Here is a 12,937-nt window from a genome sequence, read left to right on the forward strand (position 1 = left end):
TATTAAGAGAGGATTAATGCTGCGCAATTTTCAGTGGCCTCGTAATTGCCGGTCTGGCAATGCCGCGGCGGCAAACAGTCCCAGCACAGCCACCCCTGCGCTCACCATCAACAGCTGCCGGAACGTTTCCAGCAAGCGCCCCTGCGTCACCAGGTCCATTTCACCGGCCTTCAGGCTGCCCAGCAAGGGGTTGCCCAGCGAGGCGAACCCGCCTTGTTGCAGCAGCGCCAGCAGCAGGCTGGACATACACGCCACGCCCAGGGCTCCGCCCAACGAGCGAAACAGGTTGGTGGTGCTGGTAGCGACACCGATGTCCTTGCTGTCCACCGCGCTTTGCGTGCCCACCAGCGAGGTCGGAAACTGCAGCCCGCAGGCAATGCCGGCCAGCAGCATGAACAGCGCGCTCAGCCAGCCCGACTGTGGCGGGGTCAGCGCCATGGCGAAAATGGCCACTGGCATCAGCAGCGCACCGGCCAGGATCTGTGGCTTGTAGCGCCCGGTCCGGCTGGTCAGGCGGCCGCCGGTAAAGGCTCCCATGGGCAAGCCCATCACCAGCGGTAGCAGATGCAGGGCGGCGCTGTCGGCAGCGGCACCTGTGATGCCCTGAAAGCGCAACGGCATGAGCATGGTCAGGGAAATCGACTGGAAGCTGGCGAAGAAGATCACGCCCCAGCAAAGCACCGCGACGCGGTTGCCGAACAGGCTGAGCGGCAGCAGCGGCTCGGGGCTGCGGCGTTCATGGGCAATGAACAGCAACAGGCCCAGCGCAGCGCAGGCGAACAGGGCCAGCACGGCGGTGTCGAGCCAGGCGCGACCCTGGCCGACCAGGGTGATGCCCAGCAAAAGGCTGCCCAGGCCGAGAACCAGCAGCACGGCACCGAGGTAATCCACTTGCGCCTTGCGGCGCTGCGTCGGCATGCCGACGAGGGCGCGGCGGATCGTCCACAGCGCGACCAGCCCCAGTGGCAGGTTGATCCAGAACACCCAGCGCCACGACAGGTATGTGGTCAGCCAGCCGCCCAGCACCGGCCCGGCGACGCTCGCCAGTGCGTACATGCTGCTGAAATAACCTTGGTAGCGACCACGCTCGCGCGGAGGTACGAAGTCGCCGATGATCGCCTGGCTCACCGAGACCATGCCGCCCGCGCCGATGCCTTGCAGCACTCGGGCCAGTACCAGTTGCGGCATGTCCTTGGCCAGGGCGCAGGCGACCGAGGCCAGGGTGAACAGGCTGATGCCGGTGAGGATCATTCGCCGCCGTCCGTACAGGTCGCCCAGCTTGCCGTAGATCGGCACCGCCACAGTCATCGCCACCATATAGCCGGAGATGACCCATGCCAGCAGGCCGACGTCGTTGAATTGTGCCGAGATCGCCGGCAGCGAGACAGCGACAATGGTCTGGTCCAGCGCACCAAGGAAGATCGCCAGCATCAGGGCGGTGAGCACATTGCGCAACGTAGTGGGGGGCAGGGCGGCGGTCACGGGAATACCTATGTGTCTGTAACAGCCCCTGCGTGGGTTCCACCGCAAAGGCCAGCGGATTGTAACCTGAGTTAGGTAGCTTCCTATGTACTATCTGCATCCCCTATGCAAGATCGGCATTGGCGCATTCATCCAGTGCTGCATGGCTGCGTGATATCGTTGGTATGCCACAGAGGCTGAAAACCGCGGCTTGCACCAGCTTGGTGCAACATTTTGCCGCAGCTGTTTTGCGCCTTTGTCTCCCACACCTTTTATTCCTCTGCCTGCATGTCGAGCATGACCGCCCAGATGGCGACGGTTGGAACAGGTCAGGTAGACCCGATTACAGGGGTCGGTAGTTACCGTTCGAATTTCAACTAATTTTGCGGAGTGATCATGCCCAAGGCTTCCCATCAAGATCTGCGTTTTGCCTTCCGCGAGCTGCTCGCTTCAGGTGCCTGTTACCACACCGCATCGGTGTTCGACCCGATGTCGGCACGCATTGCCGCAGACCTGGGTTTCGAGGTCGGCATCCTCGGCGGTTCCGTCGCTTCCCTGCAGGTGCTGGCCGCACCGGACTTCGCCCTGATCACCCTCAGCGAGTTCGTCGAGCAGGCCACCCGTATCGGCCGCGTGGCGCAACTGCCGGTGCTGGCTGACGCGGACCACGGCTATGGCAACGCGCTGAATGTCATGCGCACGGTCATCGAGCTGGAGCGTGCCGGCGTGGCCGCGTTGACCATCGAGGACACCCTGCTGCCAGCGCAATTCGGGCGCAAGTCCACCGACCTGATATCGGTCGAGGAGGGCGTCGGCAAGATCCGCGCGGCACTGGAGGCACGGGTCGATTCCTCGTTGTCGATAATCGCCCGGACCAATGCCGGCGTGCTTTCCACCGAAGAGATCATCGTGCGTACCCAGAGCTACCAGAAGGCCGGTGCCGACGGAATCTGCATGGTCGGGGTGAAGGACTTCGAGCAGCTCGAGCAGATTGCCGAGCACCTGACGGTACCGTTGATGCTGGTCACCTATGGCAACCCGAACCTGCGCGATGACGAACGCCTGGCGCGCCTCGGGGTACGCATCGTGGTCGATGGCCACGCCGCCTACTTCGCCGCGATCAAGGCCACCTACGACTGCCTGCGCCTGCAGCGCGGCCAGCAGAACAAGTCGGAAAACCTCAGCGCCACCGAGCTGTCGCACACCTACACCCAGCCTGAGGACTACATCCGCTGGGCCAAGGAGTACATGAGCGTCGAGGAGTGACAGCGCTCCCGCAACGGCGTCACAGGTCCCTGTCCCATTCCGGTTCGTCGCTGAAGCGCTGCACCAGGAAGTCCAGCATGCTGCGCAAGGTCGCCGGCATGTGCTTGCGCGAGGTATACACCGCATTCAGGTTCAGCTCGCGCGGCTTTGCCTCGGGCAGCAGGCGCACCAGCTCGCCACGGCGCAGGGCCTCGGCCGCCTGGTAGGTCGGCAGCATGGCGATGCCGGCGCCAGCCAGCGCGGCCTTCTGCAGGGTCATTGCCTCGTTGGCGCTGATATTCCCCGCCACGGGCACGGCGACCTGCTGCCCAGCCACCTCGAAATGCCACAAGCTGTGGCCGAAATAGGCATGAGTGAGGCAATTATGCCGGCTCAGGTCGTCGACCCGTTTTGGCGTGCCGTGTTCGCGCAGGTAGGCCGGCGCCGCGCAGACTGCCGAGCGGCACACGCTCAGGCGCCGGGCGATCAGGTTGGGGTCCAGGTCGTTGCTGGTGCGGATCGCCAGGTCGATGCGTTCGTCCACCAGGTTGACCGTACGATCGAGCATTTGCAGCTCCACCTTCACTCCCGGGTAGCGCCGAACGTAGGCAGCGACCGCATCCACCAGCTGGGCCTGGCCGAATGAGGTGCTTACGCTGATGCGCAGCGCGCCTTTGGGGGCGTCATTCGGTTGCTGCACCGCGGCTTGCAGGTCGTCAGCCAGTTCCAGCAGTTGCCGGCAACGGGGCAGGGTTTCCTGGCCGGCGGCAGTGAGACTGAGCCTGCGCGTGGTGCGCTGCATCAACCGCGCGCCAACCCAGTCCTCCAACTCTGCCAGGTAGCGCGACACCACTGGCCGGGAAAGCTGCAGATGATCCGCCGCTGCTGACTGACTGCCGAGGTCGACGACGGTGACGAAAACACGCATGGCGTTTAGGCGGTCCATGATCTGCCCGATTTCAGAAACAAACTATGTGCAAGGATCGCATTTTTTGGCATGGATCGGGCAATTAAGCTGTTGGGCATTGTTCATCTGACGAGCGTTTCCAATGCCTCTTGTTACCACCTTGCGTGGGCTGCTACTGGCCTGCGTTACCCTGGCCGGCCCGGCGCTGGCTGCCCAGCCCTTGCAGCTGGAGGTCTACAACCCCGGCCATGCAGCGATTTTCCCGGTCAGCTCGGTGATCATCAGCGGCGAACACGACGCCGTGCTGGTCGATGCCCAGTTCGGCAAGACCCAGGCCGAGCAGCTGGTGCAGCGATTGCGGGCTGGCGGCAAGCACCTGACCAGCATCTATATCAGCCATGGTGACCCGGACTACTACTTTGGCCTGGATACCCTGACCCGGGCCTTCCCCGACGCCAAGGTACTGGCCTCGGCCGCCACGGTTGCCCATATCCGCCAGACCATGGCGGCCAAGCTGGCCTACTGGGGGCCGCAGATGGGCGCGGACAAGCCGATGCGGCTGGTGCTGCCGCAGGTGCTCGACGGCGACCGGCTGATGCTGGAGGGGCAGGCTCTCGAGGTGGTTGGCCTGGACGGCCCGCAGCCCGATCGCAGTTTCGTATGGATCCCGTCGATCAAGGCGGTGGTCGGTGGCGTGGTGGTGTCCGAGCACATCCATGTGTGGATGGCCGATACCGCATCGGCCAAGTCGCACGCTGACTGGCTCGCCACCCTGGCGCATATAGAAGCGCTGGCGCCGCGCACGGTCATCCCCGGGCACTACCTGGGGGACAGCAGTCGGTCGCTGCAGGCCGTGCGTTTCACGGCGAACTACATTCGTGATTTCGATGCCGAGACCGCCAAGGCGAAAGATGCCGGTACGTTGATCGAGGCGATGAAGCGACGTTACCCAGGTCTGGCCGATGAGAGCTCGCTGGAGTTGGGGGCCAAGGTCGCCAAGGGTGAGATGAAGTGGTAATTCCGTACTGGATGGAGAGTATCCCATGAAGATTGCGATAATTGGTGCCACTGGCCGTGCTGGCAGCCAGTTGCTGGAAGAAGCCCTGCGCCGTGGCCACAGTGTGCTGGCCATCGCCCGTGACCCTTCGCGCTTGCAGGGGCGTGAAGGGTTGACCGTCAAGGCGCTTGACGTCAGGGACAGCGCGGCCCTGCAAACGGCGCTAGGCGGTGTCGATGCGGTATTGAGCGCGGCCCACTTTGCGACCATCGAGCCGCACGCCATCATCGAACCAGTCAAGCGGGCCGGGGTCGGGCGCCTGCTGGTGGTGGGCGGGGCCGGCAGCCTGCTGCTGCCTTCGGGGCAACGGGTGATCGACAGCCCGGACTTCCCGGAGGCGTACAAGGCCGAGGCCACGGCCGGGGTGCATTTCCTGCAAACGCTACAACAGGAGCGGAACCTGGACTGGACTTTCCTCTCGCCATCGGCCGAGTTCGTCGAAGGTGAGCGCAGCGGGCATTACACGCTTGGCAAGGACCAGTTGCTGATCGGCGCGGACGGCAGGAGCTGGATCAGTTTTGCCGATTACGCGATTGCCATGCTCGACGAGCTGGAAAAGCCGCAGCATTCGCGGCAACGCTTCACAGTCGGCTATTGAGCGGCCCCCCGTTTGCGGTTGAACTCGCTCCAACAGAGGCATCGCAGCTCTTGAAGCCTGCGCAACCCTTGTGGAAACGGGTTTATCCGCGAAAGGGGCATCACAGACCGGCCTGGCCCTCCAGCCAGTTCAGCAACTGCACCAGCCCCGGTGGCAAACCCTTGGCCTGGCTCACCAGGTAATACCCCTTGCCGGTCATCACCTTCAGCGCAAACGGCATGCACAATCGCCCCCCGCGCAAATCGTCACCGATCAGCGACCAGTCGCCGATGGCCACCCCTGTGCCCTGCGAAGCCATGGCCATTGCCATGTCCAGCGTTTCGAAATGCTGTTTCGGCCCGTGGCTGGCCAGCACCACTCCGGCCGCCTGCAACCACAGGCGCCAGTCATGTTCATCCCGCGACGGGTGCAGCAACATGTGCCGGGCCAGGTCCTCAACCTGCTGCAGCGGCAGCGGCCCCTCGCGCAATGAAGGCGCACACACCGGGGTCAGCTGCTCGTCGAACAGCTTGCGCACGCGCAACCCATGGTTCGGCGCTTCACCATAGACCACCGCCGCGTCGAAGCCCTCGCGACGGAAGTCCACACCATGCTGTACCGTGGTGGTCAGTTCCACCGGCACATCAGGACGCAGCGCCTGCCATTCCATCAGGCGCGGAAGCAGCCAGCGCATCACGCAGGTCGGCGCCTTGAGTTGCAAGGTGGCGCTACGCTCACCCACTTCACGCACCCCTTGCTCGACCAGCGCAAAGACCTGCTGCACCCGTGGCAGCCAGTCCTGGCCTTCACGCGTCAGGCTCAGCCCGCGAGCCTGACGCTGGAACAAGGCATAACCCAGGTGCTCCTCAAGGGCTGCGATCTGCCGGCTGACGGCGCCTTGGGTAATGTGCAACTGCTGCCCGGCACGGGTGAAATTGCAGTGCTGGGCGGTGACCAGGAAGGTGTGCAGGGCCGGCAGCGGCGGAAGGCGTTTCATTGTGTTTAGCCATGATCTCAGGACATGGCTAGTATGCGTTCTTTTGCATTGTCGTAGTAGTCGTGGCTTGGGTTCAATAAGGCCGTAACCCAACGAGATTCAAGGTGAAACCCGAATGGCAACTTGCGGCGAAGTATTGGTCAAACTCCTTGAAGGCTATGGCGTGGACCATGTCTTCGGTATTCCTGGCGTACATACCGTGGAGCTCTACCGCGGCTTGGCGGGATCGTTCATCCGCCATATCACCCCGCGCCATGAACAGGGTGCCGGGTTCATGGCTGACGGCTATGCGCGGACGCGTGGCAAGCCCGGGGTGTGTTTCATCATCACCGGTCCCGGCATGACCAACATCACCACCGCCATGGGCCAGGCCTATGCCGACTCGATCCCGATGCTGGTCATCTCCAGCGTGCAGTGCCGCAATCAACTCGGCGGAGGCCGCGGCAAGCTGCACGAGTTGCCTGACCAGGCGGCGCTGGTGTCGGGTGTGGCGGCGTTCTCCCACACCCTGATGAGTGCCGATGACCTGCCCCAGGTGTTGGCGCGGGCGTACGCCGTGTTCGAGGGCGCGCGGCCACGCCCGGTGCATATCGAGATCCCGCTCGATGTGCTGGTCGAACCGGCTGATCACCTGCTGCCTGGGCGCCCGGTACGTGCTAGCCGGGCAGGGGCGGCGCCGCAGGCGGTGGCGCTGATGGCCGAACGCCTGGCCAGCGCACGGCGGCCGCTGATCCTGGCCGGGGGCGGGGCGCTGGCAGCGGGGACTGCGCTGGCACGCCTGGCCGAACACTTGCAGGCCCCGGTGGCGCTGACCATCAATGCCAAGGGCTTGCTGCCGTCCCGCCATCCGCTGCAGATCGGTTCGACCCAGTCACTGCCGGCCACACGTGCCCTGGTGGCCGAAGCTGATGTAGTGCTCGCAATAGGCACCGAGCTGGGCGAAACCGATTATGACGTGACCTTCAAAGGCGGGTTCGCGATCCCCGGCGCTCTGTTGCGCATCGACATCGACCCGGACCAGACCGTGCGCAACTATCTACCCGAGCTGGCGCTGGTGGCAGATGCCGAACTGGCAGCCGAGGCGTTGCTCGTTGCCGTGCAGGCGCAGCCGCAGCCTGTGCGTGAAGGTAGCTGGGGGGCTGCCCGCGTGGCCAAACTGCGCCAGGCACTGACGGCCGGTTGGGACCAGCCAACCTTGAGCCAGACGCGCCTGTTGCTGGCCATTCTCGAATGTTTGCCGAATGCCGTTCTGGTGGGTGATTCGACCCAGCCGGTGTACACCGGCAACCTGACCTTGGACATGGACCAGCCACGCCGCTGGTTCAATGCCTCGACCGGCTACGGCACCCTGGGTTACGCCTTGCCGGCAGCCATGGGCGCCTGGCTGGGTAGCGCGGAGCAGGCGGGCGAGCGGGCACCAGCGGTGTGCCTGATCGGTGATGGCGGTTTGCAGTTCACCTTGCCGGAGCTTGCCAGTGCGGTGGAAGCACAGGTGCCGTTGGTCGTGCTGCTGTGGAATAACCAGGGGTACGAGGAGATCAGGAAGTACATGGTCAACCGCGCCATCGAGCCGGTTGGGGTGGATATCCACACCCCGGATTTCCTTGGCGTGGCGCGGGCACTTGGGGCCGCGGCGGAACATGTGGCAGATATCACACAGTTGCAATCGGCGCTGATGCAGGCGGTGGCGCGCAAGGGCCCAACCCTGATCCAGGTTGACCAGAGTCAGTGGCAGGCAGCCGTGGCGGAGTGAAGCAGGGCTATTGCCTGTCCCGGTCTCTTCGCGGTTGAACCCATTCCCCCAGGTTTTACCCTATTGCTGAAGGCAGCGCGGCACCTGTGGGAGTGGCAGGCACACGAAGAAGCCGGCGCAGACAAAAGCGAACTCAGCCGGCAGTGGCCCGCAACCGCGCCACATCCCGGATCGGCGGCGCGCCATACAGCCGGCTGTATTCCCGGCTGAACTGCGACGGGCTTTCATAGCCCACCCTATAGGCCGCCACCGCCGCTTCGAGCCCGTCGTTCAACATCAACCGTCGGGCTTCCTGCAAGCGCAGTTGCTTCTGGTACTGCAAGGGGCTCATCGAGGTTACTGCCTTGAACCGGTGGTGCAAGGTCGAGGTACTGAGGTTCACTACCCGCGCCAGATCCTCGATGCGCAGGGGTAACTGGTAGTTCTGGTTGAGCCAGGTAATGGCCTGGCACACCCGGTGGGTCTGGCTGTTGGCCAGGGCGATTTCATACAACCGGTAGCCCTGCGGGCCACGCAACAGGCGGTAGAGAATTTCCCGGCGGAACAGCGGCGCCAGCATCGCGATGTCGCGTGGTGTATCCAGCAGCCGGATCAGCCGCAACAGGGCGTCGAGCAACGCGGCGTCGGTTCGTTCCACATACAGGCCACGGCCCGAGGGCCGGTTGGGCACCAGCATCGGCCCGCTTTCGGCGATCAACTGGCTGATCTCGGCCGGGTCCAGGTCCAGGCGCAGCCCCAGGCTGGGGTGCTCGGGGCTGGCGTCGAGGCGCACGCCGCTCAGCGGCAAGGTCACCGACACCACCATGTAGTGCAGCGGGTCGTAGGCGTACTGTTCGTCTCCGAGGAACAGGCTCTTGCTGCCTTGGGCAAGGATACACAGGGCGGGTTGTGCCAGGGTCGGCACCGAGCGGACATTCTCGGTGTAACGCACCAGGTACAGGTCATCGATGGCCGAGGGCGGGCCGTAGGGCTCACCGGCGTGGCGTTGGATCAGCTCGGCCAGTTCCTGGCGTTGCAGTTCCAGGGTGGGGTCGATGGACGTGGCAATGGTCATGATGGCTTTCCTCTGCTGACCGACGCAGCATAGGTTTGGGCAATGGCGGACGCTAGTCGAAAGCTGCCTGCCGATTGCCTGATCCTGCCGCGCTGCAGGATCAGGCAATCGGCAGGCAGTAATGGCCTAACGCGTCGCGCGGCACAGGCCCTAACCTTGGCAGCCTGGTTTTCCGTCCGCTTGCTCCAAGGAGATTGTGCAATGACCCCGACACGACCGGTCACCCACCTTGCTTTCATCCGTGCCAGCAGCGGGCGCTCGGCAGAGCTGGGCGCGCGCCTGCGTGACTTGCTCGAACCCTCGTTGCGGGCACCGGGTTGCCTGAGTTTCACCGTGCAGCGGTCGCAGGCCGATGCCGACCTGTGGCTGCTCAGTGGTAGTTGGCAGAACCAACAGGCGATGAGCGGGTACTTTGCTTCGCTGACGCTGGAAGTGTTTGGTGAGCTGGTGCAGGCTCAGGTAGTCAGCAGCCTGGACCTGCATACCTTTGATTGAGGTGTCGCCTGTGCCGGCGATAGGGCCGGTACAGAGGAATAAGGTAAAATACCGGCCCTCGATCAACCAGGCGGATAGCAACATGGCACGTAGGGAGTTCCCGCATTTCGAAGCGGTTTCGGCGATGGTCCCGGTGGAAGGCGGTTACCACGCCGCGATTGCGGTCAAGGCCCTGCGCGTGGGCGGCGCGCCGCGTTTTCACAAGGTCCTCGACGGCCAGGTATTCAAGGGCGCCGTGGCCGCCGACGAAGCGGCCAGCGCCGAGCTGCAACGCCTGCAGGGCGTCAGCGACGAAGGTGAACTGATCTGGTGATCAGGCCGGTGGCCGGGCCATCTTGAACAGGTTGCCCAGCTCGAAATAGTCCGCCGGGCCACCGCCACGCAGGATCGGTTCGGCGGCAGCGGTATCGTAGATGCCGTTGTTCAACAGGTGCTCGGCAATGTGCACCGCCACCACTTCACCGAGGATCAGCCAGCTGGGCACCAGTTCCTGGTCGGCCCGCTTGAGCTGGACGATCTGGCTGACCTTGCACTCGAAGGCCACCGGCGTTTCTCCGACACGCGGCACGCTGACGATGCGCGACGGCGTGGCGGTGAGGCCACTCAATTCGAATTCGTTGATTTCGGCGGCCACCGGCGCACAGCTCTGGTTCATCTGTGCGGCCAACGGACGGGTGGCCAGGTTCCAGACGAATTCGCCGGTCTGCTCGATGTTGTTCAGGCTGTCTTTGCGCCCCACGCTGCAGAAGCCGATGATCGGTGGAATGTAATTGAAAGCGTTGAAAAAGCTGTAGGGTGCCAGGTTCAGGCGGCCTTCGCGGTCCTGTGAGGAAATCCAGCCGATAGGGCGCGGGCCGACGATGGCGTTGAACGGGTCGTGGGGCAGGCCGTGGCCTTTGGCGGGTTCGTAGTAGTACATCTGTGCTGGGCTTGCTGGCCCTACCTCCTGGTGGAAAAGACGCCTAGTGTGCCAAGCCTGCGCTCGCCTGCAAATGATCAAGCCCGGCCGAAGCCGGGCTGGTAGCGCGTATCAGGGGATCAGCTGATGCGGTGGGCGTTGGTGCGGTCGAAACCATCTTCGGCGAAGCGCTGGCCACCAGTGCGGTCGAAACCATCTTCGGCAAAGCGCTGGCCGCCAGTGCGGTCGAAACCATCTTCGGCAAAGCGCTGGCCGCCAGTGCGGTCGAAACCATCTTCGGCGAAGCGCTGGCCACCAGTACGGTCGAAACCATCTTCAGCGTAGGTCGCGGATTGGCTCTGTGCCGCTGCGAAGGTGTGAGCGCTGGTGCGGTCAAAGCCATCTTCGGCGAAGGCGCCAGCAGCGAAAACCGAGAGGGCCAGGGAGAGAATCAGTTGGTTTTTCATGATCGTTGCTCCAGTGGGTTCGAGAAGTTGGTTGTTTCCATAGGGTTAATGCTACGCCTACTAATTAGATAAAAAAGCGCAAAAAATAGCGTTCAAGTATCTACTTATCCGATGTATTGAGGTGCGCACAGTGTGAGCAGGCAGTGTTCATGCCCCCTTGAGGCGCTGTCTTCGCGGCAACGCCTTGGCAGCCATTGCAGCTTGGAAGGGAAGAATTAATGGGACGTTAAAAAAGAAAAGCGCCTGGCCCGGCGCCTGAGCGGTAACCCGCTGGACGCCACCCGCATCAGCAAGGGCGAGCTGTTCTACCGGGCTGGTACTGCCTTGGGCGATTACCTGGCAGACGATTCGAAGCTCGGCTTGGCCGACGGCGCCCTGCTGATCCGCAGCGCCAGCGCTCGATGGTCAGCGCCGTGTACCGCGTCAGGCGTTGGAGATGTGCAGAACTGGGTGATGAAAGGTCGGTGCATGGTGAGTGACGAACGAAGAAGGGCGCCCCGCCAACGGTGCGCCCTTCTTCATTACGGCAAGCTCACGCTCATTCGGTGGTAATCCGCGAGTGCTGCTTGGTGTCTTTCATGGTTGCGTATACCAGCAGCGAGCAGGCGATGCAGGCGGTGACATACCAGTAGAAGCCGCTTTCCATGCCAATGCTCTTGAACCACAGGGCCACGTACTCGGCGGTGCCGCCGAAGATCGACACGGTCAGGGCGTACGGCAGGCCCACGCCCAGGGCGCGGATTTCGGTGGGGAACAGCTCGGCTTTGACCACGGCGTTGATCGAGGTATAACCGCTGACGATGATCAGTGCGGCCATGATCAGGAAGAACGCGCCCCACCAGGTCTGGATGGTGTGCAGGGTGCTGAGGATCGGTACGGTGAACAGGGTGCCGAGTACCCCGAAGGCGATCAGGATCGGGCGACGGCCGATCTTGTCGGACAGCCCGCCGATCACCGGCTGCAAGCACATGAACAGGAACAGCGTGGCGGCCGAGATGGTGGTCGAGTCGCTGATACTCATGCCCACGGTGTTGACCAGGTATTTCTGCATGTAGGTGGTATAGGTGTAGAAGGCCAGGGTGCCGCCCATGGTCAGGCCGACCACGGTCATCAGCTCCTTGGGATGCCGCAGCAGGGTGCGCATCAGGCTTTCCTTGGCCTTTTCCTTCTTGGTGAAGGAGGCGGTTTCTTCCATGCCGCGACGCAGGTACAGGGCCACCACGGCGCACAGCGCACCGATCACGAAGGGTACGCGCCAGCCCCAGGCATACAGTTGCTCGGTGGTCAGGGTCTGCTGCAGGACGATCAGTACCGCCAGGGCGATGAGCTGGCCGGAGATCAGCGTCACGTACTGGAAGCTGGAGAAGAAGCCACGGCGGTTCTTGCTGGCCATCTCGCTGAGGTAGGTGGCCGAGGTGCCGTATTCGCCGCCCACCGACAGGCCCTGCATCAGACGTGCGACGACCAGCAGGATTGGCGCGGCGACACCAATGGTTTCGTAGCCCGGGGTAAGGGCGATGACCAGCGAGCCGGCACACATCAGCAGCACCGAGGCCATCAGCGCGGCCTTGCGGCCTTTGCGGTCGGCGTACAGGCCCATCAGCCAGCCACCGATCGGGCGCATGAGGAAGCCCACGGCGAAGATCGCGGCGGTATTGAGCAGTTGTGCGGTGGCGTCGCCGGCCGGGAAGAAGGCCTTGGCGAAGTACAGCGAGAATGCTGCGTAGACGTACCAGTCGTACCATTCGACCATGTTGCCGATGGAACCGCTGAAGATCGACTTCAGGCGGCTGGCGGTGGTTTTTTCCGCGGCGGGCGCAGTGGCCGCCCCGGCGGGCAGGGTGGTGGCGTTATCCATCAGGGGATACCTTCTCGTTGTTTTTGTGGAGCGCGCCGAAACGCGACTTGCACAGGCAATTGCAGAAGGTGTGCCAAATGGGGGCGTGCTGATCCAGATCGGGGCGCTTGGCCCTTCGCGGGCCTGCCCGCTCCTGCGAAGACCGCGTCACGCTTGGGTGCGCGTTTT

The 12,937-nt window shown here is 63.5% G+C and carries 13 protein-coding genes; 6 read left to right on the forward strand and 7 right to left on the reverse strand.

The annotated features are described in order from the left end of the window. Positions 1–30: 30 nt before the first annotated feature. A complete protein-coding gene (locus ACVWZT_RS13845; protein WP_457469808.1) occupies positions 31–1,482 on the reverse strand; it encodes an MDR family MFS transporter in 1,452 nt (483 codons plus the stop codon). A 375-nt stretch (positions 1,483–1,857) separates the two neighbouring features. Between ACVWZT_RS13845 and ACVWZT_RS13850 the strand changes: the two genes are divergently transcribed. Further along, positions 1,858–2,727: an isocitrate lyase/PEP mutase family protein gene (locus ACVWZT_RS13850; RefSeq protein ID WP_296234054.1), complete on the forward strand. Its 870-nt coding sequence runs from the start codon at positions 1,858–1,860 to the stop codon at positions 2,725–2,727. Between the two features lie 19 nt (positions 2,728–2,746). On the opposite strand, the gene ACVWZT_RS13855 is transcribed toward ACVWZT_RS13850, so the two are convergent. Continuing rightward, positions 2,747–3,652, reverse strand: coding sequence for a LysR family transcriptional regulator (locus ACVWZT_RS13855; protein ID WP_457469810.1), 906 nt, complete (start codon positions 3,650–3,652; stop codon positions 2,747–2,749). Positions 3,653–3,755: 103 nt separating this feature from the next. Here ACVWZT_RS13855 and ACVWZT_RS13860 point away from each other — a divergent pair, with 103 nt between their 5' ends. Both ACVWZT_RS13860 and ACVWZT_RS13865 read left to right on the forward strand, forming a co-directional pair. After that, positions 3,756–4,631 carry an MBL fold metallo-hydrolase gene (locus ACVWZT_RS13860; protein WP_457469812.1) on the forward strand — a complete coding sequence of 292 codons (876 nt, stop codon included), beginning with the start codon at positions 3,756–3,758 and terminating at the stop codon, positions 4,629–4,631. A 25-nt stretch (positions 4,632–4,656) separates the two neighbouring features. Further along, positions 4,657–5,268 carry an NAD(P)-dependent oxidoreductase gene (locus ACVWZT_RS13865; RefSeq protein WP_457469814.1) on the forward strand — a complete coding sequence of 204 codons (612 nt, stop codon included), beginning with the start codon at positions 4,657–4,659 and terminating at the stop codon, positions 5,266–5,268. A gap of 100 nt (positions 5,269–5,368) precedes the next feature. On the opposite strand, the gene ACVWZT_RS13870 is transcribed toward ACVWZT_RS13865, so the two are convergent. Continuing rightward, complete coding sequence (locus tag ACVWZT_RS13870) at positions 5,369–6,244, reverse strand: LysR substrate-binding domain-containing protein (protein ID WP_296234046.1); 876 nt, start codon at positions 6,242–6,244, stop codon at positions 5,369–5,371. Positions 6,245–6,359: 115 nt separating this feature from the next. Between ACVWZT_RS13870 and ACVWZT_RS13875 the strand changes: the two genes are divergently transcribed. After that, a complete protein-coding gene (locus ACVWZT_RS13875) occupies positions 6,360–7,997 on the forward strand; it encodes a 5-guanidino-2-oxopentanoate decarboxylase (RefSeq protein WP_457469816.1) in 1,638 nt (545 codons plus the stop codon). A 133-nt stretch (positions 7,998–8,130) separates the two neighbouring features. Here the strand turns inward: ACVWZT_RS13875 and ACVWZT_RS13880 are convergent, their stop codons facing one another. Then, positions 8,131–9,051, reverse strand: coding sequence for an AraC family transcriptional regulator (locus ACVWZT_RS13880; RefSeq protein ID WP_296234043.1), 921 nt, complete (start codon positions 9,049–9,051; stop codon positions 8,131–8,133). A gap of 201 nt (positions 9,052–9,252) precedes the next feature. On the opposite strand from ACVWZT_RS13880, the gene ACVWZT_RS13885 reads away from it, so the two are divergent. Both ACVWZT_RS13885 and ACVWZT_RS13890 read left to right on the forward strand, forming a co-directional pair. Then, positions 9,253–9,546, forward strand: coding sequence for a putative quinol monooxygenase (locus tag ACVWZT_RS13885; protein ID WP_457469819.1), 294 nt, complete (start codon positions 9,253–9,255; stop codon positions 9,544–9,546). Between the two features lie 82 nt (positions 9,547–9,628). Further along, positions 9,629–9,859: a hypothetical protein gene (locus ACVWZT_RS13890; RefSeq protein ID WP_457469821.1), complete on the forward strand. Its 231-nt coding sequence runs from the start codon at positions 9,629–9,631 to the stop codon at positions 9,857–9,859. Here the strand turns inward: ACVWZT_RS13890 and ACVWZT_RS13895 are convergent, their stop codons facing one another. The 3 genes from ACVWZT_RS13895 to ACVWZT_RS13905 form a co-directional block, all read right to left on the reverse strand. Further along, entirely contained in the window at positions 9,860–10,465 is a 606-nt protein-coding gene (locus ACVWZT_RS13895) for a flavin reductase family protein (RefSeq protein WP_296234039.1), read from the reverse strand. 119 nt (positions 10,466–10,584) lie between these two features. Beyond that, positions 10,585–10,911 carry a hypothetical protein gene (locus ACVWZT_RS13900; protein ID WP_457469823.1) on the reverse strand — a complete coding sequence of 109 codons (327 nt, stop codon included), beginning with the start codon at positions 10,909–10,911 and terminating at the stop codon, positions 10,585–10,587. Positions 10,912–11,449: 538 nt separating this feature from the next. Next, positions 11,450–12,769, reverse strand: a complete 1,320-nt coding sequence (locus ACVWZT_RS13905) for an MFS transporter (protein ID WP_296229896.1) — start codon at positions 12,767–12,769, stop codon at positions 11,450–11,452. Between the last annotated feature and the right edge of the window lie 168 nt (positions 12,770–12,937).

The sequence above is a fragment of the Pseudomonas sp. TE21394 genome (assembly GCF_054057835.1).